The sequence below is a fragment of the Methylibium rhizosphaerae genome, from assembly GCF_006386545.1.
In the GTDB taxonomy this organism is placed as follows: domain Bacteria; phylum Pseudomonadota; class Gammaproteobacteria; order Burkholderiales; family Burkholderiaceae_C; genus Pseudorivibacter; species Pseudorivibacter rhizosphaerae.
Genome location: NZ_SWAR01000023.1, coordinates 87,141 through 110,016, shown reverse-complemented (window position 1 = coordinate 110,016; position 22,876 = coordinate 87,141). Strand labels below are relative to the sequence as shown.

Here is a 22,876-nt window from a genome sequence, read left to right as displayed (position 1 = left end):
CGGGCCGAAGCAAAACCGGGGCCGGCCCTGGTTGTCGTCAGAGCCACCACAGCGGGAAGCGGCCCCACAGCTGCACGGCGGCGAAGCCCAGCACGAAGCCCAGGCCGCCATAGACCAGGGCCCGCAGCAGCCGGTTGGTGCGTCGCTGTTCGAGCAGCAAGGCGGCCAGCAGCGGGTCGGGGCCCCGTGGCACCGGGTGCGCGCGCGCCTGCAGGGCATCGTGCAGCAGCCTGGGCAGCTCGGGCAGCAGCTTGGCGTAGCGCGGCGCTTCGTTCTTGAGCCGCTCGACCAGGCCGCGCCAGCCGATCTGCTCGTGCATCCAGCGTTCCAGGAAGGGCTTGGCGGTGCTCCACAGGTCGAGCTCCGGGTCGAGCTGGCGGCCCAGACCCTCGACGTTGAGCAAGGTCTTCTGCAGCAGCACGAGCTGCGGCTGGATCTCGACGTTGAAGCGGCGCGACGTCTGGAACAGCCTCAGCAGCACCTGGCCGAGCGAGATGTCCTTCAGCGGCCGGTCGAAGTGCGGCTCGCAGCAGGCGCGGATCGCGCCTTCGAGTTCGTCGACCCTCGTGCCCGCCGGCACCCAGCCGCTTTCGATGTGCAGCTCGGCCACCCGCTTGTAGTCGCGCCGGAAGAAGGCGATGAAGTTCTGCGCCAGGTATTCCTTGTCGAACTCGGTGAGCGTGCCGATGATCCCGAAGTCCAGCGCGATGTAGCGGCCGAAGGTGGCCGGCTCGATACTGACCTGGATGTTGCCCGGGTGCATGTCGGCATGGAAGAAGCCGTCTCGGAACACCTGGGTGAAGAAGATCGTCACGCCGTCGCGCGCCAGCTTGGGGATGTCGACGCCAGCCGCCTCCAGGCGCGCGCGCTGGCTGATCGGCACGCCCTTCATGCGCTCCATCACCAGCACGTTGGGCGTGCACAGCTCCCAGATCATCTCGGGGACCATGACCAGGCGCAGCCCTTCCATGTTGCGGCGCAGCTGCGTCGCATTGGCAGCCTCGCGCACCAGGTCGAGCTCGTCGTGCAGGTACTTGTCGAACTCGGCCACCACTTCGCGCGGCTTCAGGCGGCGGGCGTCGGCCGACACCCGCTCGATCCAGGCGGCGCCGGTGCGCAGCAGCGCCAGGTCGTTGTCGATGATCTTGAGCATGCCGGGCCGCAGCACCTTCACCGCCACCTCGCGGCCGTCCTTCAGCACGGCGAAGTGCACCTGCGCGATCGACGCACTGGCGACCGGCTCGGTGTCGAAGCTCTCGAACACCTCGGCCAGCGGCAGGCCGAACGCCAGCTCCACCATGCGCACAGCCTGCGCGCCCTCGAACGGCGGCACGCGGTCCTGCAGCCTGGCCAGCTCGTCGGCGAGGTCAGGAGGGAGCAGGTCGCGGCGGGTCGACAGCACCTGGCCGAACTTCACGAAGATGGGGCCCAACCGTTCCAGTGCCCGGCGCAGGCGCTCGCCGCGCGGCGCGTCGAGCCGGCGGCCGATGGTGACGAGGCGGGCCAGCACCCGCAGCCACGGCTGGCGCAGGCTGTGCAGCGCCAGCTGGTCCAGGCCGTAGCGCAGGAAGATGAAGCCGATGTAGACGAGCCGCAGGAGATGGGCCACCGCCGGGCCCTTCAACTGCCGCGCCGGGCCACGAAGCGCCGCAGCGCTTCGAGAGCCCCTCGGCCGACGCGTGCGATCTGGTGGGCAGGCCCGTCGCCGATCACCCGCGCTAGGTCGGCCTCGATGTCCCAGCGCACGTTGTCGGCCAGCCAGCTCACGTCGGCAGCGAACTGGGCGTCGCCGTGGATCTCCATCGGCGGGTGTTCGCCGCTATGGGCGGCGGCGGCCAGCCAGCGCGGCAGCTCGTCGAAGCGCAGCGCCACGCTCAGGCCCGTGCCGGCGGGCTGGTCGACCCGCTCGAGCAGCCCCGCCGGGGTGACCATCCACACCATCAGGGGCGGACGCGGCAGGAGCGCCGGCCATTGCTGCCACACCACCTCGATGCAGCGACCGGCATGCGGGCGCAGGCGCTGGGTGGCGGCCGGCTCGCCGTCGAGCACATGGTTGATCAGCAGCGTGAGGCGATCGAGGGCGGCACGGCCCAGCGCGGTGGTGATGTCGTCGAGCATGGTGGGCGCGATTGTAGGAGCCGAGGTTGTTACCCCTCGTGTGGAGGGCATGGTCGCGCCACCTTTGTTTGCCACAATGAATTCGACTCCCCTGCCCATCACTCCCTCCATGCCCTGCATCCTGCTCACCGGCGCCACCGGCTACATCGGCTCGCACACCTGGCTTGCTCTGCAGGCCGCCGGCTACGAAGTGGTCGGCGTCGACAACTTCGCCAACAGTTCTCCGCTCGTGCTGCGGCGCCTGGCTGCACTGGCCGGGCGTGAGCCGGTGTTCGTGGAAGCCGACGTCTGCGATGCGCCGGCGATGCGGCGCGTCTTCGCCGCCCATTCGATCGACGCAGTGGTGCATTTCGCGGCGCACAAGGCGGTGGGCGAATCGACCCAGAAGCCGATCGAGTACTTCCGCAACAACATCGGGGGACTCATCAACGTGGCCCAGGTGATGAAGGAGCATGGCGCCACGCGCTTCGTGTTCAGCTCCTCGGCCACGGTGTACGGCCAGCCGGAACGCCTGCCCATCACCGAAGACGCGCCGCTGGCCGCTACCAATCCGTACGGCGCCACCAAGCTGATGGGCGAGCAGCTGCTGCGCGAGGTGGAGCGCAACGACCCGGCCTGGCGCGTGGCTTACCTTCGGTACTTCAATCCGGTGGGGGCCCACCCGAGTGGCACCATCGGCGAAGACCCCCGCGGCGTGCCCAACAACCTCATGCCCTACGTGACCCAGGTCGCGGTCGGCAAGCGCGCCCACCTGCAGGTGTTCGGCGGCGACTACGACACGCCCGACGGCACCGGCGTGCGCGACTACATCCACGTCATGGACCTGGCCGAGGGCCACGTCGCCGCGCTGCGCCACCTGCTGGCCGGCGGCGAGTCGCTCACGGTGAACCTCGGCACTGGCCAGGGCTACAGCGTGCTCGACGTCGTGAAGGCCTTCGAAGCGGCCAGTGGCCGCCGGGTGCCCTACCAGATCGTGGGCCGGCGGCCCGGCGACGTGGCGGCCTGCTACGCCGATCCGGCACGGGCTCGCAGCCTGCTCGGCTGGTCGGCCAGCCGGGGGCTGCCGCAGATGTGCGCCGACGCGTGGCATTGGCAAGAGGCGAACCCGCACGGCTTCGTCGAACAGGCCGGTTGAGCCAAGTCCTTGGCGTGTAACGCTTCACACACTCTCGCGATTGCCACGCGCAGTTGCAACCATTTGTCACCTGCCGCCCGGACATTGGGGTGGTCCTGTTACAAGTAGCCCCTCCGAACACGGGATGATCTGGCCCGTTCGCGCCGGCAAGCGGCGTTCCGGGCCAAGAGCCCCACCACCAATTCGTTGGGCAGGACAACATGACAGGGAATCGTTTGTGTACCTTGACGCTTCTGAGCGCTGCCGTGGCTGCATTGCAGGCCTGCGGCGGCGCAGATGCCGCCAGTGATGCGCCCCCGCCCGTCGGCGTAACGCCCACACCCACCCTGGCCCCGACGCCCACCCCTGCGCCAACCCCCACGCCCGCCCCGACGCAGGCGCCCACACCGACGCCCGCGCCGACCTCGGCGCCGACTCCCGCTCCAACGGCTGCCCCCACGCCCGCACCGACCCCGGTGCCGACGCCGGCGCCTTCGCCTGCCGAGAGCTCGATGCCGCTGTGGCGCAAGGGCATGGCCGTGGGCGAGTGGAAGCAGATCCCGAATTCCGCGCTGGCGTCGGCCCCGATGCTGGTCAAGACCTACCCCGGGCTGGGCTACGGTCCGCAATCCAAGGTGACCGCCTGGAACGGCTTCGCGATCGACACCCGCGACGGCTCCATCTATTCCGCGGCCAACGGCGGGCACACCGACTACGCCGGCAACGAGGTCAACCGCATCAAGCTGACCGACGACGTTCCCCGTTGGACGGAGCCGCGTGCAGCCACGCCCGCCAGCCAGGTGCGCGAAAACGGCACCCACTACGCCGACGCTACGGCACCACCGTCAACCAGGTCCGCAACCGCGTCATGATCCTGGGCGGCTCGCGCTGGGGCAACGGCTACATGCTCGGCACCGTCGACGGCTTCAACCTGGGCACCAACGACTGGGATCCGGCCCGCACTTACCCGGACGAAACCTCCGAGCTCGGTTCGACCCCCTGCCCGGCCGTCACCGAGAACAAGGCCAATGGCGACCTCTACATGTTCGCCAGCTGGAAGGTCATGCGCTGGAGCAATGCCAGCAACAACTGGCAGACGCTGGTGAACAGCGCCGCGGTGTACGGCCAGTACGCCGCCTCGGCAATGGACACCAAGCGCAACCGCATCCTGCTGCTCGGTGGCAATGCGAACGACCGCGGCTTCTACAACCTGTCGACCAACACCACGCAGACCGTCACGCTGACGGGTCCCGGCGCGAGCGCGCTCTCCGGTGACGGCAACGGCATGGTGTACGACCCCTTGCTCGACGCCTACCTCCTGCGCAAGCAGGGCTCGGGCAGCACCATCTATCGCATCAACGCCCAGACCTTCTACGTCGACGAGCTGTCCACCAGCAGCGGCGGAGCGGTACCGGCCACCACCAACGGCGTGTGGTCCCGCTTCCTGTACGTGCCGCAGCTCAAGGGCGTGGTGTATGCCCCGACCTACGACGGCAACCTCTGGTTCCTGAGGACTGCCGAGTAAGCGGCCTGCCCCAGCGTGAGCCTGCAGGCCCGCGCGCCTCATACGAAGAGCATGATGAAAAACCGCCTGTGGGCAGCTGCGCTGCTGACCGTTGCCGTGGCGTCGCTGGCTGCCTGTGGCGGCAGCGATGGCGACACACCGCCTCCGCCGGTGTCCGGCGGCCCGACCCCCAGCCCCACGCCGGCTCCGCCTAGCCCGACGCCTTCACCGACCCCGACGCCGGCGCCCTCGCCGTCCCAGGACTTCTCCACGCGGTGCTCGCAGGCAGGCGTGGTCAAGTGCGTGAGCTTCGACGCCGATGCCGACTTCAGCACCGGCAGCGGCGGCCAGAACGGCGCCTACGGCTACAACGCCGGCATCATTCCGCCCTCCGGCACGTCGGACTACACCCGTGCCGTGCGCGACACGTCGGTCAAGGCATCGGGCGCCAGCTCGCTCAAGTTCACCATTCCGGCCGTGTCGGGTGCCGACACCTCGGGCGCCTACTTCACCAACTTCTCGGCTGACCTGAACACCCAGTTCAGTGGCGGCCAGGAGTTCTACGTGCAGTGGCGCCAGCGCTTCAGCCCGGAATTCATCGCCAACCAGTACGCCGGCGGCGGCGGCTTCAAGCAGGTGATCATCGGCACCGGCGACGTGCCGGGCAAGACGTACTCGTCCTGCACCGACCTCGAGATCGTGATGTTCAACTATCGCCAGGAAGGCTTCCCGGCGATGTACAACTCCTGCTCGGGTTCCGCCTCGCACCCCGCCTACGACGGCTTCTACCAGCCCTTCGGCCAGTACGACTACAAGCTCCAGAACGGCCGCGGCGCGCCGTACTGCCTCTATTCGCAAAGCTCGAGCAGCTACTTCTCGCCGCTCGGCAACTGCTTCGGCTACGTGGCCAACGAATGGATGACCTTCCAGGTCCACGTGAAGCTCGGCACCCGCGTGGGCGACGAGTTCCAGGGCAGCTACATCACCATGTGGATGCAGCGTGCAGGCAAGCCTTCGGAACTGGTGATCCAGTGGGGTCCGTACAACGTGACCGCCGGCACGGCCGGCGAGAACCAGCGCTACGGCAAGGTCTGGCTCGTGCCCTACAACACCGGCAAGAGCGCCGGCACCTCATATCCGGTGGCCTACACCTGGTATGACGAGCTGATCATTTCGCGCAACAAGATCGCCGACGCACCCTGACGAGCCGGGCTCGACGCCCGGTTCATGGCGGGGAATCGAGGTCACACCAGCACTTCGACCGGCGCCGGATGGCTCAGGAAGCGCTGCGGGCTGGCGGTGTAGCCATAGGCCCCGGACTGGAACACCACGACCAGGTCGCCCGGCCCGGCCACCGGCAGGTCCATGCGGTCAGCCAGCAGGTCGAGCGGCGTGCACAGCGGCCCCACCACCGAGGCAAGTTCGCGCTGCGCCGAGCCGGCACGGTTGCCCACGTCGACCGGATAGTTCTTGCGGATCACCTGGCCGAAGTTGCCCGAGGCCGCCAGGTGGTGGTGCAGGCCTCCGTCGGTAACGAGGAAGACCTCGCCGCGCGACACCTTCCGGTCGAGCACGCGGCAGACGTACACGCCCGCCTCGCCCACCAGGAAGCGGCCCAGTTCGATGACCAGCTCGGCCTGCGGCAGCTGCGCCTTCGCCGCCTCGACGATGCCTTGCAGGTGTGCACCCACCGGCTCCAGGTCGAGCGGCTTCTCGCCGGGGAAATACGGGATGCCGAAGCCCCCGCCCAGGTTGAGCGTGGTCACCGGCGACGGGGCCGCTTCGGCCAGGCGGGTGGCCAGCGCGAGCGCCTTGGTCTGCGCTTCGCAGATGGCTTCGGCCTTGAGGTTCTGCGAGCCGGAGAAGATGTGGAAGCCCTCGAAGCCAAGCCCCAGGCGGCCGATCTCGGCCAGGGCCTGCGGCACCAGCTCGGCATCGATGCCGAACTGCTTCGGGCCGCCGCCCATCTTCATGCCCGATGACTTGAGCTCGAAGTCGGGATTCACCCGCACCGCGACCCGCGCGTTGCGGCCCAGGCGCTGCACCACGCCGGCCAGTAGGTGGATCTCACGCATCGACTCGACGTTGAGCAGGATGCCCGAGGCCACCGCCTGCGCCAGCTCGACCTCCGACTTGCCGGGGCCGGCGAAGCTGATCTCGCGCGGGTCCATGCCGGCGTCGAGCGCGACCCGCAGCTCCGCGCCGGAAGCGACGTCGAGGCCGTCGACCCATTGGGCCATGCAGCCCACCACCGCCGGCATCGGGTTGGCCTTCATGGCGTAGTGCAGGCTGATCTCGCGCGGCAGCACGCTGCGCAGCAGCTCGACACGCTCTTTCAGCAGGCGCCGGTCATAGGCATAGAACGGTGTCTGGCCTGCGCGCGCCGCGAGCAGCGACACCGGCACCGAGCCGACCGTCAGCTCACCGCCGGCCACCGGGAAACGCTCCATCGCAGGATGCCGGGGCGCCGCGCTCATTGGAGCGCGCCTTCCATGGCTTCACGGAACTCGGTGGAGATCAGCTTGCGATCGATCTTGCCGTTGGCATTGCGCGGCAGCGGCCCGTCTCGCACCTCGATGCGCGAGGGCAGCATGTAGGCGGGCAGCTTCTCGCGGCAAAGCGCGCTCAGGCGGGCCATGTCGAGTGCGCCGCCGTCGCGAGCGGTGACCACCACCACCACCGCCTCGCCGAGCGTTGCATGGGGCACGCCGAAGGCTGCGCACTCGCCCACCAGCTGCGTGGCGTAGAGCACCTCCTCGACCTCGTTGGGGCTGATGCGGTAGCCCGACGACTTGATCATCTCGTCGCGCCGGCCGATGAAATAGAGGAACCCTTCCTCGTCGCGGCGCACGGTGTCGCCGGAGAACACGGCGATCTCGGGCAACACGAGGCCGCCTTCGCGCCCGGGCAGCGGGCGGAACCGCTCGGCCGTCTTTTCGGGGTCGTTCCAGTAGCCCTGGGCCACCAGTGCGCCACGCTGCACCAGCTCACCGGGTTCGCCTGCGTCGCACGGCGTGCCGTCGGGGCGCAGCACGAGGATCTCGCTGTTGGGAATGGCACGGCCGATCGAATCGGGCCGGCGGTCCACTTCCTCCGGCGGCAGGTAGGTGGCGCGGAAGGCCTCGGTGAGGCCGTACATGAGGTAGGGCCTGGCCTTGGGCAGCAGCGTGCGCAGGCTCTTCAGGGTTTCGAAGGGCATTCGGCCGCCTGTGTTGGCGAAGTAGCGCAGGTGCTCGCCGGCCTCGGCCGGCCACGACACCTGCGTGAGCTGGATCCACAGCGGCGGCACGGCGGTGAGCCCGGTGACGCGATGCTTCGCGGCCGCCTTCACCACGTCCTTGGGCAGCAGGTAGTTGAGCAGCACCACGCTGGCGCCGGCATGGAAGGCGGTGGTCAGCTGGCTGAAGCCGGCGTCGAACGACAGCGGCAGGGCCGCCAGCAGCACGTCGGTGTCGCGGTTCTCGAGGTAGGAGGCGACGCTTTTCGCGCCGGCCACCATGTTGCGATGGGACAGCACCACGCCCTTGGGCTTGCCCGTGCTGCCCGAGGTGTAGAGGATGCCGACGATGTCGTTGTCGACGACGCGGTGGCCGGCGGCCGCCGGCGCATCGAGGGCTTCGCTCCAGGCATGGATGCCGATCGGGCCGAGCTGCGGCCGCGCGGCCGCAGCGCCGGTCACGATGACGTGGCGCAGTTCCGGGCAGGCCGGCAGGGTGGTCGCGAGCGACTGCAGCCGCTCGGGCGACGTGACCAGCACGCGCACCCCGCAGTCGCGCAGGATGTAGCCCACCTGCTCGGGCTTGAGGAGCGGGTTGATCGGCACGAACACCGCGCCGTGCGCGGGAGCGCCGAAGGAGGCCACCACGGTCTCGCGGCGCTTGTCGAGGTAGATCGCGACGCGCTCGCCGCGGCCGACCGACAGTGCCGCCAGCGCGGACGAGAAGCGGCCGATCTCCTCGGCGAGCTCGGCATAGCGGATGGCTGCGCCGTCGTCATGGAGCGCAATGGCATCGGGTGCCCGCTGTGCCGCCAGCAGCGGCAGCTCGTGCAACAGGTTGGCTTCGGGCCTCATCGGTCGTGCGTCCGTTCGTCGATACAGGGTGGGATGCGGGTCGCGGCGAATGCTACAGCGGCCCCTTCGCCTTGAGCACACCCCGCTCGGGGGGCCGCGCAGGCGCTTCAGGCCGCGGCGGCCACGCGTCGGCTCGCCACGTTCAGCAGTTCGGCGAGCTCCTCGGTGCGGGACTCGCGGGACGCGCGCCGCACCGCCTCCGAAGACGCCACGAACACACCGCGGGCCTCGGCCTGTGCCGAGACGAAGCGCTCGATCAGCGCTGCGATGGCCGGGGCCGAGTCGAGCGCGGCGACGTCCTGCACGCCCGACTCGCGCAGCACCTGCGCCGTGTCGCCCGCCGGGTCGGTGAGCGCGAGGATCGGACGCCGGGCCCGCAGGTACTCGTACAGCTTGGCGGGGATCTGCGCGTTGCAGTTGGAAGCCTGCATGACGACCAGGCCGTCGGCACGCAGCATTTCCTCGAGCGCGTCGCGGTAGGGCACGGGGGGCAGCAGCTGGATGAGGTCGCTCACGCCCTGCTCCTTCGCGATGCCGGCAATGAGGCCGTCGTGTGCGCTGGCCCGAAAGCGCAGCGAAAAGTTGGCCGCGCTCAACACGCCCTTCGCCTTGAGCAGTCCGAGCGCCTGCAGGCACTGCGTGGGATCGCGTTCCGACGGGTACACGATGCCGCTGTGCAGCAGCGTGATGCGCCCCGCATCCAGCGGTGCAGGCTGCGTGCCATGCGACGGGCCGGCGGCGGTGAAGGTGCTCTCGTCGTAGCCGTTCTCGATGACGACGATGCGGTCCGAAGGCACCGCCGGGTAGCGCTCGCGGTAGTGCCGGGCCGCACCGGGGGTGGTGAACACCGAGCGGGCGGCGTGCTGGAGCGCATGCTGCTCGATCTTCTGGAAGCTGCGCCAGGTCTTCGGGTCCTCGGGGTAGCCGTCCTGGGCCATCGGGTCGCGGAAGTCGGCCACCCAGGGCACGCCGGAGCGCCGGTGCAGCGACGCGGCGATCTGGTGGGCCGTGGCGATGGGATAGGTGGACCAGATCGCGTCGAAGCGCTTCTCTCGCAGCAGCCGCAGGCCGTCGGCCACCGCGCCGAGCCGCCAGCTCTGCCAGCGGTCGGGCCGCCCGAGGAAGGCCGGGTAGCGGCCGGCGATGGACAAATGGCGGGCGGCGTCGAGCGCGAACGAGCGGGTCACGCCCACACTTTCGGGCACGTCGGCCAGCAGGTCCGCGCTGGTGCGTTCGTAGGCACGCGGATGCGCCGAAAGGACGGTGGGCTCCCAGCCCAGGCTGGGCAGGTATTGCGCGAACCGCAGCGTGCGCTGGATCCCGCTCGACCCGGCAGCCGGCGGGAAATGAAACGCAACCATCAGCACTCGCTTCACGCGCGGCTCCTCGTCATGTCGTTGGGTTCTGTGGGGGATCGTCAGTTGCGCCTTGCCAGCGCGCGCACACGCCTGGCCAGGCGCCGGGCGCCGGCCAGCGACAGCTGCACCAGGCCGCGCAGGCTGCGGCGGTTGTGGGCCTCGATGCCCTCGAGGCGGCGCGCCGAGAGCATCCAGTCCTTCTTGTACGGCTCGCTGCCGACGCCGTAGTCGATCTCGCCGACGTGGTCTTCGTCGATCGCGATACGGAACAGCTCCTTGGACAGGATGGAGCCGACGCCGAACTCGGCATAGCGCTCGTCGTAGGCCAGCTTGTAGATGAGCGTCTTGCCGCCGGCGGTGACCCACAGCTGCGAGGCCGCCGGCCGGCCCTCGACGTACAGCACGCCCAGCCGCAGGATGCCGAGCGCCGCGCAGCGCGCCACCAGCGACGGAATGAACTCGGGGAAAGGCTCGGGGTTCTTCCAGCTCGCCTCGTAGATGGCGACGAAGTCGCGCGCCAGCGCGGCGAAGTCGCAGTCGTGGCCGCGGGCGAGCCGGATCTCGAACGTATGCGCCTTCTCGAGCTTCTTCTGGCGGCGGGTGATCGTGTTGCGCAGCTGCGAAGGCCGCTCGGCGAAATAGCCCGCGAACGAGGTCCCGGGCGCCACCGGCAGGTGCCAGTTCTCGTACTGGAAGAAGGTCTCGGTGCCGAAGCCCTGCTCGCGCAAGGCCTCGAGCAGCCAGGCGAACTCGGGCGCGTCCGTCTTTACCAGGCCCAGGCGCACGCAGTCCCAGCGCGGCCGCTCGGCCGCGACGAAACGCGCGAGCTGCGCAATGGCGTCACGCCGCTGCACGGTCTCGTGAGGGAAGGACGGCAGATATTCCTGCGTGTAGAAGTTGCCCAGGCTCACCAGCGCGCGGCCGGGGCGTGTCTTGTCGCGACCGCAGAACAGCGCGCATTGCACCTGCTGGCGGGCGTCGTCGAACAACACGTAGATGCGCGGCTCGAGCGTGGCCCGCAGGCTCGTCTGGAACAGCACCTCGAACCAGTCGAGCGACACGAAGAAGTTGGCCTGGGCCGGATGCGACAGCGCCTGCCGCACGTCCGCGGGCAGTTCGCCGAACGACGTGAACACGCGCACAACCATGGAAGGCCGGCTCGTCGCACCGGCGGGCGGCGAGGCGATGACGCCGGGCAGTGCCGGGCTGGTGGAGGGCGCGTTCAAGGTTCGCCCTGCTGCGATGCGGAGGCCTTGCTGCCGCTGCCTTCCGGAGCCTTCCTGCGTTGCGGCGCCGAGTCCAGTTCGGCCAGGCGGCGCTTGAGCGCCGCCGCGTCGGGCGAGTAGGACAAGGCCTGCTCGAGCACTTCGCGGGCCTTCTTCGTGTCTCCGCTGCCCCTGTAGTAGTCGGCCATCTGGGCCCAGGAGGGCCAGTAGTCGGGTTTCACCTCGGCGGCGCGCTCGAGCACGAACATCGCCGCGGGGCCCTTGCCGAGCCGCACGAGGTTCTCGCCTTTCTTGGTGAGCACCTCGGGCAGCAGGATGAAGTCCTTGGAGACGCGCTCGAGCACGTAGTCGAACTCACTGACGGCGCTGTTCAGGTAGAACTGCCGCGTGTACGCGCTCTTGGCCAGCAAGGTCGCGCGGTTGGTCTTCATGAGACCCCAGCAATAGTGGTGCATCGTGTCGAAGTTGTTGGGACCCATCAGGGAGCGCCACCGCTGCACCACCTCGGGGTTGTTGCCGCCAGGGATGCGCTCGCGAAAGATCATGGTGTGCACGCAGTACGGCGGCAGCAGCGCGATCTCGCGGCGGTCGAAGGCCTCGACGGAGCTCGGGTAGCCCGGGATGTCCTGGGCCGTCGCCGAGCCTGCGGCCAGCGCGGCGGCGCAGGCGATCAGCGGCGCCACGAATCCTTTCGCAACGATGGCAGTGTTCATCGTCTCTCCCTTGCAGCACTGCGGTGGTCAGAACTGGAAGTAGATGAACGGCGACGCGTTCAACGGCACCAGCAGCACGAGCAGCAGCACCGAATAGCCGAGCACCAGCATCGCCGGCCAGCGCGTCAGCTCGTTCGAGGCAAATGGCACCCGCTTCACCAGCGCGGGTGCAAAGCGGTCGAGCAGGTGCCATGCCACTGCGGCAGCCAGGATGAGCAGCGTCGGGCCGTGGTGCCATTCGAACGATCCGCCCGAGCCGGGCAGCAGCCCGCGCAGGAACACGATGGTGGTCTCGAACGACGGGCTGCGGAACGGGATCCAGGCGAGGCAGCAGAACAGCAGCGTCAGCGCCCAGCTCGCAACCTGGTAGGGCGCGCTCTCGCGCTCGCGCTTGTGTCCGCGCGCTTCGCGCCAGCGGTTCCAGCTGCGGTGGACGCACAGCGCCAGGCCATGCAGTCCGCCCCACAGCACGAAGTTCCAGCTCGCGCCGTGCCACAGGCCGCCCAGCAGCATGGTGGCGGCGAGGTTGAACTGGGTGCGCATCTCGCCATGGCGGTTGCCGCCCAGCGGGATGTAGAGATAGTCGCGCAGCCAGGTGGACAGGCTGATGTGCCAGCGCCGCCAGAACTCCGCGATGGACTGCGAGAGATACGGCATGTTGAAGTTCTCGGGCAGCTCGAAGCCCAGGATCCTGGCGGTGCCGATGGCCATGAGCGAGTAGCCGGCAAAGTCGCAGAAGATCTGCATCGCATAGGCGGCGACCGCCAGCCACAGCGTGCCGGGCGAATAGATCTCGGGCGAGCGGTAGACCTGGTCGACGAAGATCGACAGGTGGTCGGCGAACAGGGTCTTCTGGATCGCGCCGCCGATGAAGATCTGCGCGCCGCGCACCGCGTTGGGCCAGGTCAGGCGCACCGGCTGGTCGAGCTGCGGCAGGAAATGCGAAGCCCGAAGGATCGGGCCGGCCACCAGCTGCGGGAAGAACGCGACGAACAGGAAGAACTTGACCGGGCTGCGGCAGGGCTCGATCTGTCCACGGTACAGGTCGATGATGTAGCTCATCGTGTGGAAGGTGAAGAACGAGATGCCCACCGGCAGCACGATGTCGACCGCGCTCCACTCGCCCGAGCCCAGCAGGTGCGCGAAGTTCTCGCCGAGGAAGTTGGCGTACTTGAAGTAGGCCAGCGTGCCCAGGCTCAGCACCACGCTCAGCAGGAAATAGGCCTTGCGCAGCAGCGGGTGCCGCGCCTTGTACATGGCCAGCCCCAGCCCCCAGCCCCACAGGCCGTACAGGAAGATGAGGATGACGTAGTAGACGTTCCAGTTGGCGTAGAAGATGTAGCTCGCCACCAGCAGGATCCACAGGCGGCCTGGCGTGCCGCGGATGAGGCCGAACAAGGCCATCAGCACCGCGAAGAAGACGACGAAGGTGATCGAAGTGAAGATCATTTGGCGCTGCAGCCGCTGCCGGAAAGCGAGGGGCCGACCTCACGCACGAGGCTGGCCAGTGCGCGGCCGACCGCCTCGTGCCCCTGGACGTTGAGGTGCCCGCCCGGCAGCAAGGCGTTGTGGAAGCCGTACGGCGGCTGGCCGGTCCGCGCAACGGAAGCGGCGAGTTCCTCGCCGGTGGCAAAGAAGGGAACGCCGGCCCGTTCGGCCGCGCGGCGAGCGGTGGCCTCGGCCTTGGCCGATGTGGGCGCCACGGCCGCCTGCCGGTGCGGCTTGTAGGCCAGCGCGTCGATGTACAGCAGCGCGGCCGGCGCACCATCGCCCAGACGGCGGAACACATAGCGCAGCACTTCCTCTTCGGCCGGTCGGCTCGCGGCGGCAGCGGGCGCAGCGGCCGGTGCAGCCGCCCGGGCAGTGCTGCCGGGGCTCAGCCACGCACGCCAGCCCTGCACCATCTGCAATGCACTCACGGCAGCGGGCTGCAGTTGCGACGACAGCCGCGTGGCCAGCGCCGATTCGCGCAGCAGCGGCGCGAAGGTTTCCTTCAGGGCTTCCTTGGCCTCGACGCGCATGACCGCGTCGGTGACCCGGCCGGTCGCGGGGTCGCTGACCACGCTGAACTCGGGCAGCCGGATGTCGGCTTCGACCGCGCGCTGGCTCACCACATAGACCACCAGGTCCGGCTGCACCGCGGGCAGCAGCCGTGCCGACACCTTGTGCAGGTCGCCGAGGAACAGGCCGTCGCGTCCTCCATTGACGACGTCGAGGCGGCCGTCGAGCCGTTCGGCCACCGAGGAGAAGTTCTGCGCCTGCGGCACCTGCAGCGCCGTCGTGTACGAGTCACCGACCACCATGACGCGGCAGCGGCCGTCTTTCGGGGTGATCTCGGTGTCGTTGAGGCCCAGGGCATTGAAATGCAGGCGGGTCACGCCCTCCTTCGCCTGGAACAACTCGCTGTTGGGACGGTAGCTGTAGCCGATGTCGGGGTCGAACGCATGGATCGACGGCCCGGTGATCCACAGGCGCACCAGCACTTCCCCGCCGGCGAGTACCACGAGCACGGCCAGCGCCAGCCTCAGCCATGCCTTCGCCCTTTCGCCCATCGCGGGCGCCTTGGATTCGAGGATGGCTTGAGAGACGTCAGAGGGTTGCATGCAGGTCGGTGCCAAGAGTGCGCTTGGTCGCGGAACGCCCGCGTCGCTGCGGAGGCGGCAGGCCTCACGGCGTGTGCCGGCGAGGCGTTTTTCGCAGACGGATTCTGATGACGCGCCTGTGCCCCTGGAATCCTCTACCTTGGGGGGCGTGAGCTGCCCCGGTGCCCCTCTGTACGCTCGCCAGCACACTGCGAAGCGCACTGGCGCTGCGCTACATTGCGGCCGGCTCGCACGTCATTGGATGGAAAGGGTGAGCGTGTCTTCCTACAACCCCTCGAAGCTCCTCCCGTGGCTGGCGGCCCTGCTGCTGGCCAGCCTGGCCGCGAACGCAGCGCTCCTCTTCGCGACCCAGAGCTCCTTCGCCAAGCTGCATTTTTCGCGGATATTTCCGCTCGGTTATTCAGAAGCCGACCCGCAAGGTGTATCGCCGGCAAATGAAGGCCAGGTATCGGTGGCCTACTGGGGAGATTCGCGGGCCTACAGCTGGGCGCTGGCCAAGGGCGGCCAGCCCTGGGTTCCGGTGAATTTCGCCCATGGCTCCCAGACCTCGAGCCAGACGCTTCTCCAGCTGCAGAGCCGGCCGGTCGCGAAGACGGACTATGCGGTGGTGCAGATCGGCATCAACGACCTTCACCCGCTGGGTGCGCTGCCCGGCTACCAGCGGCAAATCACCGATCGGCTGAAAGGCAATATCCGAGCCATTCGTGAAGCCCTGCTGCAGCGCAGTGAGGTGGTCATTTTCACGACCATATTTCCGCCCGCACCTCCACCGTTATTGCGGCGTGCGAGCTGGGACGCCAGGACGCTGGACCATATCGAGCAGGCCAACGAGCTGATTCGCGGCCTGGCCGACGGCCGGCGGGTGCTGGTGCTAGATGCGCATGCGCTGCTGCGCGGCAGCGGCGCGCACATCGACCCGGGCTACGAGGACCCGGACTTCTTCCTGCATGTCAACCCGGCAGCCTATGCGCGGCTGAATGAGCAACTGGCGCAGTTGCTCGCTCGTCAGCCGGCTCGTCGTAGCTGAAGTAGCGCTTGAAGGCGAGGATGCGCTTCTCGAACAGGTGCCAGCTCGCCACCGACACGGCCCACGACGCGGCAAACGACACCGCCGCAAACGCCAGGAAGACGCCGTTGTAGCCGATCACCGGCTGCCAGCCGCCGAGCAGCTTGAAGACCACCGGGAACAGCAGGCTGGCCACCGGTACGTGCACCAGGTACAGCGCATAGCTGTACTTGCCGCACTGGGCCATGAAGCGGCTGGAGAACAGCCGCGCCACACCGAAGGCCTGCCCGCCGCGCACCACGTAAAGCAGCAGGGCACCACCCAGGATTGCGACGAAGGTGTAGCCGAAAGTCGCCATCTGGCGGCTCCAGAAGAAGAGGTCGTGGTCGGCCAGGCGCACTGCCGCGAGGCCGACCGCCGACAGCGCCGCGGCCACCGGCATGACCTTCAGCAGGCGAGGCAGCAGCCCGGGTGAGCGCAGGCACAGCGCCAGGCACGAACCGACCGCCAGGCCGTCGAGGTGCGCGAACGTGATGGTGTAGAGGGAGCCGGTGCTCACACCGAGGTGCACGAGGACCACCCGCAGCAGCAGCGACCCGGCCAGCAGCCCGAGGCTCACCCGCAGCAGCATGCGGCTGGACAGGGCGTACACGACGAAGGGCCAGACCAGGTAGAACTGCTCCTCGACGGCCAGCGACCAGAAATAGCCGCCCGAGGTCTGGGAGAAGCCGCCTTCCTGAGCGAACAGCCAGTTGGCGGCATAGAGCCAGAACCACGCCTGCTTGTCCTGCATGCTCTTCAGCTCGGCAGGCACCGCCGGCAGCACCATGGGCACCAGCACCAGCAACACCACCAGGCTCAGGTAGTACAGCGGCCAGATGCGAAGAAAGCGGCGCCCGAGGAAATTGCGGAAATAGTGCTTCTGGTCGCGAGTTTCAGTGAGGATCCCGGTGATCAGGAAACCCGAAAGCACGAAAAACAGATCCACCCCCATCCAGCCGGCCTGACCGAGCTGAAGCAATATCCCGGAATCTCGGCCATGAAATTCAGGGTGCGGCAGGCAGAAGTGATAGATCATCACCAGCAAAATAGCCAACCCGCGCAGGCCGTCCAACTGCACATAATGTGCCTTGGTGATATCGCCGACCACGGCGCCTGTTGCCGCTGGTTTCATCAGATGGCTCCGCCTTCAATATCTGCGCATTTCGGGGCCTCATTCGACCGCGAATGGGCGATGATGCCTCAACTTCCCTGCGCGACAGCAGGCCTCCCCCTCAAGTGAACGGTGCCCGCCGTGCCCTCTGCGCTGAAGCCGGAGTTCCGCGGCGCGGCTGCCAGCGCTGTAACGGTGGCCGCAGACTCGTACTTCTTTGTAAAACGGGCTTGTGAAATACGACCGCCGGGACGGGTTGCTGTCACACCTGTAGCAATGCTCGCTTTCCCTAGCGGAACCCCGCGAACAGGGGGTTGAAAGACGTGACTCGCTTGATCCGGCTGTCACAAAAGGCCTCGTTACATCCGCCCAGGCTCGTTACGCCCCTTCTTCCGCCGGCCGGTACTGTTCACCCCGCAAACCGTGCCTTTGGCGTCTCAAAGCCCAGATCCCCGTCTGGCAAACGCCAATTGGCAGTGCAGCGCGAACACGCACCAGCGTCCCACTGACTTTCTCCTGTCGGTTGATCGCCCGAACACTGCCCTAGTGCCCCGCTCCTCGCAGGAGCGGAGGGTGACGAATCAGACTTGGAAAGTTGGGAATGAATTTCCGGATGAACAGAACCGCCCTGGCGGTTTCGCAGGCAATCACTTGCTTGGCACTCGCTGCGTGTGGAGGAGCTGGCGGCTCTGATGACCCCGAAGCGTCGTTGCTCAACGATGAGGCCAACCTCGAGAAAGGCAGCTGGGGCGACACCACCGCGCCCACCGTCAGCATCACCGGCACCCTGCCTGGCAGCTCCGCCAACGTGGTGGGCCTCACGGGCAAGGCCGCCGACAACCGCCGGCTGTACCGCGTGCGCTGGGCCAACGATCGCGGCGGCTCCGGCAGTGCCACGCTGAGCGGCACCACCACCGCCGCCACCTGGACGGCCACCGGCATCCAGCTGCAGTCCGGCTCCAACACCATCACGGTGACCGCCGTCGACGGCGCGGGCAACCGGGCCAGCACCACGACCGTGCTCACGGCCGACGCACCCGCCCCGTCCGCCACGCCTGCACCGACCCCCGCGCCCACGCCGGCCCCGACGCCTGCGCCGACCCCTGCTCCGACCCCGGCACCTACCGCGGCCCCGACGCCCGCTCCGACGCCTGCGCCCACCCCCGCGCCCGCGCCCGCAACCAGCGGCTCCCAGGACTTCGGCACCCGCTGCTCCCAGGCTGGCGTGGTCAAGTGCGTAGGCTTCGACGACGTCGGCGACTTCAGCACCGGCAGCGGCGGCCAGAATGGCGCCTACGGCTACAACTCCGGCATCCTGCCGCCCTACGGCACGTCCGACTACACCCGCGCCGTGCGCGACACCGGCCAACGCGCCTCGGGCAACAGTTCGCTGAAGTTCACCATCCCGTCGAACTCGGCGGCAGACACCTCCGGCTCCTGGTTCACCAACCTCTCGGCAGACCTGAACACGCAGTTCGGCGCCGGCCAGGAGTTCTACGTGCAGTGGCGCCAGCGCTTCAGCTCGGAGTTCATCGCCAACCAGTACGCCGGCGGTGGCGGCTTCAAGCAGATCATCATCGGCTCGGGCGACCAGCCGGGGAAGATCTACTCGTCGTGCTCGGCCCTTGAACTGGTGATGTTCAACTACGGCCAGAACGGCTTCCCGGTCATGTACAACTCGTGCACCGGCTCCGCCTCGCACGGCCCGTACGACGGCTTCTACCAGCCCTATGGCGCCTACGACTTCAAGCTGCAGAACGGCCGCACCGGCGCAGGCTGCCTGTACTCGCAGAAGTCCACCAGCTACTTCCCGCCCAGCGGCAACTGCTTCGGCTACGCGGCCAACGAGTGGATGACCTTCCAAGTCCATGTGAAGCTCGGCCAGCGCGTGGGTGACGAGTTCCAGGGCAGCTACATCACCATGTGGATGGCTCGCGAAGGCAAGCCGTCGGAGCTGGTGATCCAGTACGGCCCCTACAACATCTCCGCCGGCTCGGCGACCGACAACCAGCGCTACGGCAAGATCTGGCTGCTGCCCTACAACACCGGCAAGAGCTCGAGCACGGCTTACCCGGTGGCCTACACCTGGTACGACGAGCTGATCGTCTCGCGCACCAAGATCGCCGACCCGACGACCTCGACGACCGCTCCGTCGCCGACGCCCACGCCGGCCCCCACGCCTGCGCCGACCCCGGCACCGACGCCCGCGCCCACGCCCGCCCCGACGCCGGCTCCCACGCCTGCGCCGACCCCGGCTCCGACGCCCGCGCCCACGCCCGCCCCGACGCCTGCGCCGACCCCGGCACCGTCGCCGGCACCGGTACCCGCGGAAACCGGCATGCCGACCTGGCGCCAGGGCATGGCTGTTGGCGAGTGGAAGCAGATCCCGAACTCGGCCCTCGCCGCCGCACCGATGGCGGTGAAGACCTACCCGACGCTGGGCTACGGCCCGCAGTCGAAGGTCACTGCCTGGAACGGCTTTGCGCTCGACACGCGTGACGGCTCGCTGTATTCGGCGGCCAACGGCGGCCACACCGACTACGCCGGCAACGAAGTGAACCGCATCCGCCTGCTGGACAACGCGCCCACCTGGACCGAGCCCCGCGCTTCGACCCCGGTGTCGCAGATCACGCAGAACGGCTCGCACTCTACGGCACCACCGTCAACCAGGTCCGCAACCGCGTCATGATCCTGGGCGGCTCGCGCTGGGGCAACGGCTACATGCTCGGCACCGTCGACGGCTTCAACCTGGGCACCAACGACTGGGATCCAGCTCGCACCTACCCGGACGAGACGACGGAACTGGGCTCCACGCCCTGCCCTGCCGTCACCGAGAACAAGACCACCGGCGACCTGTACATGTTCGCCAGCTGGAAGGTGATGCGCTGGAGCAACTCGACCAACCAGTGGTCCACCGTGGTGGGCAACGCGTCGGTCTACGGCCAGTACGCCGCCTCGGCGATGGACACCAAGCGCAATCGCATCCTGCTGCTGGGCGGCAACGCCAACGACCACGGCATCTACAACGTGGCCACCAACACCACGCAGACGATCACGCTGACAGGCACCTACGCCAGCGCGCTCTCCGGTGACGGCAACGGCATGGTGTACGACCCGCTGCAGGACGCCTTCCTGCTGCGCAAGGCCGGTTCCGGCAACACGGTGTACCGCATCAACGCCAGCACCTTCGCGGTCGACGTGATGACCACCACCAACGGCACCAGCGTGCCGGCCAGCACCAACGGCGTGTGGTCGCGCTTCCAGTACGTGCCGCAGCTCAAGGGTGTGGTGTACGCGCCCACCTACGACGGCAACCTGTGGTTCCTGCGCACGGCCAACTGACCGGCCCGGCCCTGACCACCGGAGCCCCCGCGATGCGGGGGCTTTTTTCTTGGGCGTGCTTGTACGATCGCACGCCATGAAGCGATTCACGCAAGCCCTCGCGGCGAGCCTCGCGGCCTGCGGCGCAATGGCCGCAGCCGCGGCGGCAGGCCCCGACTTCCAGGCCCGCTGTGCCCAACCCGGGGTCGTCAAGTGCGTGGGCTTCGACGAGCCCGCCACCATTGCCGGACGCTCGGGCGATGCCTCTGGCATCCTCACCGGCGCGGCCACGCCGGCCATCGACACCACGGTCAAGGCCTCCGGCTCGGGCTCGCTGAAGTTCACCATCCCGCCGCAGTCAGGCGCCAACACCTCGGGCAGCTACTTCACCAACTTCGCCAACGACCTGTCGGTGCAGTTTGCCGACGGCGAGGAGTTCTTCGTCCAGTGGCGCCAACGCTTCAGCCCCGAACTGCTCGCCGCCAGGTACCAGGGCGGCGGCGGCTTCAAGCAGGTGATCATCGGCACCGGCGACCGTCCGGGACGCATTGCGCCGTCTTGCTCGCCGCTCGAGGTGGTGCTGTTCAACTATGCGCAAGAAGGCGTGCCGGTGCTCTACAACTCCTGCACCGGCTCGGCCTCGCACGGCCCCTACGACGGCTTCTACCAGCCGTTCGGCGGCTCCGACTTCAAGATCCAGAACGGCCGCCCGGCGCCCTACTGCCTCTACTCGCAGGGCCGCAGCACGCCGAAGAGCTTCTTCGCACCGGCGGGCAACTGCGTCGGCTACGCGGCCGACGAATGGATGACCTTCCAGATCCGCATCAAGCCGGGCCCGCGCGTGGGCAACGAGTTCATCGGCAGCGAGGTGTCGCTGTGGATCGCCCGCGAGGGCAAACCCTCGCAGCTGGTGGTCGAGTGGGGCCCGTACAACCTGACCGCCGGCCCGCCCGGCGAAGGGCAGAAGTTCGGCAAGGTCTGGCTGCTGCCCTACAACACCGGCAAGAGCTCGTCGCAGGTCCATGCGCCGGCGTACACCTGGTACGACGAACTGATCGTCTCGCGCCAGAAGATCCAGGACCCCTGAACGAACGGTGCATCCCCCGATCGCGGGGGCAACGTCGCCGTGCCGTACACACTTGCGAGCCGCATCGCTGCTACGCTCGCCGCTCTTTCGTCGATCGACTCAGAGGAACGCTGGTGTGAGAGGAGAAATTGCCAAGGGCGCCGCATGGATGGTGCTCTTCCGACTGGTCGATCGGTCCATCGGCATCGTCAGCACCATCATCCTGGCGCGCCTGCTGCTGCCGGCCGACTTCGGACTCGTGGCCATGGCGATGTCCATCATCGCGGTCATCGAGCTCGCCACAGCCTTCAGCTTCGAGATCGCGCTCATCCAGAAGGCCGACCCGCAGCGCGAGCACTACGACACCGCCTGGACGCTCAACATCCTGGTGGCCGCGGGCGGCGCCGTGGTGACAGCAGCACTGGCCCTTCCTGCCTCGGCCTTCTACGGCGACCCGCGGCTGGTCGCGGTGATGCTGGCCATCGGCGCGGCCTGGTTCCTGTCGGGCTTCGAAAACGTCGGCACGGTGAATTTCCGCCGCAACATGGACTTCGCCACCGAATTCCGGCTGCTGGCCACCAAGCGCATGGTCACCTTCTGCGTGACCATCGGCGCCGCACTGCTGTTCCGCTCCTACTGGGCGCTGGTGATCGGCATGGCCACCGGCCGCATCGTCGGCGTGGTGCTGAGCTATGCGATGCAGCCCTTCCGTCCGCGCCTGTCGCTGCAATGCACCCGCGAGCTGTTCTCGTTTTCCGGCTGGCTGCTCGTCAACAACATCGCGAGCGTGGTGCTGAGCAAGGTGCCGCACTTCTTCGTCGGCCGCTCCTTCGGCGCCCAGACCCTGGGCGCCTACACGGTGGGTTCCGAGATCGCGCAGCTGGCCCACACCGAGCTCGTGGCGCCGATCAACCGCGCCATGTTCCCCGGCTACTCGCGGCTGGTGAACGACCTGCCCGCCTTTCGCCGCACCTGCATCGACGCCACCGCAGCCATCCTGATGCTGGTGCTGCCGGTGTGCGTAGGGGTGGCGGTACTGGCAGGCCCGGTGGTGCGCCTCCTGCTGGGCGAACAGTGGGGCGAGGCAGCACCGGTGATCGAGGTGCTCGCGTTCGCCGGGGCCGTGTCGGCCATCACGTCGAACAACATCGCCGCCTACATCGCGCTCGGGCGGCCGCGCCTCACCACGGTGATCCTGCTCACGCGGCTGGCGCTGCTGGCCGCCATGGTGGCCTTGTTCGTCGGCGACTACGGGCTGATGGGCGTGGCCTATGCCGAGCTGATCGCCGCCCTGGGAAGCCTGGCGGTGAGCCTGCCCATCCTCTTTCGCACCCTGCACCTGCCGGTGGCCGGCTACCTGGCCAACCTCTGGCGCCCCCTGGTGGCCAGCTGCCTGATGGGCTGGGGCGTGCATGCCGCCGCCCAGGCCGCCGGCAGCGGCGACAGCCTCAGCGGCGCGGTGGTCGCGCTGATGGTGGCCGTGCCGGTGGGCGCCGTCCTGTACCCGCTGATCGTGGCCGCCTTGTGGCTGCTGTCGGGCAAGCCGGAGTCGGTCGAGACCCTGGTGGTGCGCAAGCTGCAGGAGCTGCTGCGCAAGCCGGCGCAGGAAGGCGCGTAGGGGC

The 22,876-nt window shown here is 68.3% G+C and carries 19 protein-coding genes; 9 read left to right on the top strand and 10 right to left on the bottom strand.

Features of this window, described 5'->3' with window-relative positions; all coding sequences use genetic code 11:
- Positions 1-37: 37 nt before the first annotated feature.
- Together ubiB and E8D38_RS16905 are read right to left on the bottom strand one after the other, a co-directional pair.
- The gene (ubiB, locus tag E8D38_RS16910; protein WP_140633454.1) at positions 38-1,609 is read right to left on the bottom strand and encodes a ubiquinone biosynthesis regulatory protein kinase UbiB; all 1,572 of its coding nucleotides are present in this window, start codon (positions 1,607-1,609) and stop codon (positions 38-40) included.
- A gap of 11 nt (positions 1,610-1,620) precedes the next feature.
- Complete coding sequence (locus tag E8D38_RS16905; RefSeq protein WP_140633451.1) at positions 1,621-2,118, bottom strand: hypothetical protein; 498 nt, start codon at positions 2,116-2,118, stop codon at positions 1,621-1,623.
- A gap of 109 nt (positions 2,119-2,227) precedes the next feature.
- Between E8D38_RS16905 and galE the strand changes: the two genes are divergently transcribed.
- The 4 genes from galE to E8D38_RS16885 all read left to right on the top strand — a co-directional run bounded on the left by galE (position 2,228) and on the right by E8D38_RS16885 (position 5,939).
- On the top strand, positions 2,228-3,253 hold the full coding sequence (galE, locus tag E8D38_RS16900) for a UDP-glucose 4-epimerase GalE (RefSeq protein ID WP_140633614.1): 1,026 nt from the start codon (positions 2,228-2,230) through the stop codon (positions 3,251-3,253).
- A 491-nt stretch (positions 3,254-3,744) separates the two neighbouring features.
- Positions 3,745-4,104, top strand: a complete 360-nt coding sequence (locus E8D38_RS28330) for a hypothetical protein (RefSeq protein ID WP_181179188.1) — start codon at positions 3,745-3,747, stop codon at positions 4,102-4,104.
- Positions 4,101-4,757, top strand: a complete 657-nt coding sequence (locus E8D38_RS16890) for a hypothetical protein (RefSeq protein ID WP_140633448.1) — start codon at positions 4,101-4,103, stop codon at positions 4,755-4,757. The genes E8D38_RS28330 and E8D38_RS16890 overlap by 4 nt, the downstream gene beginning before the upstream one ends.
- Positions 4,758-4,811: 54 nt before the next feature.
- Positions 4,812-5,939, top strand: a complete 1,128-nt coding sequence (locus tag E8D38_RS16885) for a hypothetical protein (protein WP_140633445.1) — start codon at positions 4,812-4,814, stop codon at positions 5,937-5,939.
- A 41-nt stretch (positions 5,940-5,980) separates the two neighbouring features.
- Here the strand turns inward: E8D38_RS16885 and E8D38_RS16880 are convergent, their stop codons facing one another.
- The 7 genes from E8D38_RS16880 to E8D38_RS16850 all read right to left on the bottom strand — a co-directional run bounded on the left by E8D38_RS16880 (position 5,981) and on the right by E8D38_RS16850 (position 14,708).
- The gene (locus E8D38_RS16880) at positions 5,981-7,213 is read right to left on the bottom strand and encodes a pyridoxal-dependent decarboxylase, exosortase A system-associated (RefSeq protein ID WP_246099536.1); all 1,233 of its coding nucleotides are present in this window, start codon (positions 7,211-7,213) and stop codon (positions 5,981-5,983) included.
- The gene (locus tag E8D38_RS16875; protein ID WP_140633442.1) at positions 7,210-8,808 is read right to left on the bottom strand and encodes an acyl-CoA ligase (AMP-forming), exosortase A system-associated; all 1,599 of its coding nucleotides are present in this window, start codon (positions 8,806-8,808) and stop codon (positions 7,210-7,212) included. Before E8D38_RS16875 ends, E8D38_RS16880 begins: the two co-directional genes overlap by 4 nt.
- Positions 8,809-8,915: 107 nt before the next feature.
- Positions 8,916-10,184: a glycosyltransferase gene (locus E8D38_RS16870; protein ID WP_246099535.1), complete on the bottom strand. Its 1,269-nt coding sequence runs from the start codon at positions 10,182-10,184 to the stop codon at positions 8,916-8,918.
- 41 nt (positions 10,185-10,225) lie between these two features.
- Positions 10,226-11,392: a GNAT family N-acetyltransferase gene (locus E8D38_RS16865; RefSeq protein WP_140633439.1), complete on the bottom strand. Its 1,167-nt coding sequence runs from the start codon at positions 11,390-11,392 to the stop codon at positions 10,226-10,228.
- Entirely contained in the window at positions 11,389-12,105 is a 717-nt protein-coding gene (locus tag E8D38_RS16860) for a tetratricopeptide repeat protein (protein ID WP_140633436.1), read from the bottom strand. Before E8D38_RS16860 ends, E8D38_RS16865 begins: the two co-directional genes overlap by 4 nt.
- Positions 12,106-12,132: 27 nt before the next feature.
- Positions 12,133-13,554 (bottom strand): MBOAT family O-acyltransferase, encoded by a 1,422-nt coding sequence (locus E8D38_RS16855; RefSeq protein ID WP_140633433.1) that lies wholly within the window; start codon positions 13,552-13,554, stop codon positions 12,133-12,135.
- Positions 13,551-14,708, bottom strand: a complete 1,158-nt coding sequence (locus tag E8D38_RS16850) for an SGNH/GDSL hydrolase family protein (protein WP_140633430.1) — start codon at positions 14,706-14,708, stop codon at positions 13,551-13,553. The genes E8D38_RS16855 and E8D38_RS16850 overlap by 4 nt, the downstream gene beginning before the upstream one ends.
- A gap of 256 nt (positions 14,709-14,964) precedes the next feature.
- Between E8D38_RS16850 and E8D38_RS16845 the strand changes: the two genes are divergently transcribed.
- The gene (locus E8D38_RS16845; protein WP_181179186.1) at positions 14,965-15,735 is read left to right on the top strand and encodes an SGNH/GDSL hydrolase family protein; all 771 of its coding nucleotides are present in this window, start codon (positions 14,965-14,967) and stop codon (positions 15,733-15,735) included.
- Here E8D38_RS16845 and E8D38_RS16840 read toward each other — a convergent pair.
- Positions 15,659-16,888 carry an acyltransferase family protein gene (locus tag E8D38_RS16840; RefSeq protein WP_140633424.1) on the bottom strand — a complete coding sequence of 410 codons (1,230 nt, stop codon included), beginning with the start codon at positions 16,886-16,888 and terminating at the stop codon, positions 15,659-15,661. The two genes, E8D38_RS16845 and E8D38_RS16840, sit on opposite strands and share 77 nt — an antisense overlap.
- Positions 16,889-17,576: 688 nt before the next feature.
- Between E8D38_RS16840 and E8D38_RS28325 the strand changes: the two genes are divergently transcribed.
- From E8D38_RS28325 to E8D38_RS16820, 4 genes are all read left to right on the top strand, one after another.
- On the top strand, positions 17,577-19,556 hold the full coding sequence (locus E8D38_RS28325) for a hypothetical protein (RefSeq protein WP_181179184.1): 1,980 nt from the start codon (positions 17,577-17,579) through the stop codon (positions 19,554-19,556).
- On the top strand, positions 19,553-20,209 hold the full coding sequence (locus tag E8D38_RS16830) for a hypothetical protein (protein WP_140633421.1): 657 nt from the start codon (positions 19,553-19,555) through the stop codon (positions 20,207-20,209). The genes E8D38_RS28325 and E8D38_RS16830 overlap by 4 nt, the downstream gene beginning before the upstream one ends.
- Before the next feature lie 76 nt (positions 20,210-20,285).
- Positions 20,286-21,275: a hypothetical protein gene (locus E8D38_RS16825; protein WP_140633418.1), complete on the top strand. Its 990-nt coding sequence runs from the start codon at positions 20,286-20,288 to the stop codon at positions 21,273-21,275.
- A gap of 7 nt (positions 21,276-21,282) precedes the next feature.
- Complete coding sequence (locus E8D38_RS16820; protein WP_342779552.1) at positions 21,283-22,872, top strand: lipopolysaccharide biosynthesis protein; 1,590 nt, start codon at positions 21,283-21,285, stop codon at positions 22,870-22,872.
- Positions 22,873-22,876 lie beyond the last annotated feature (4 nt).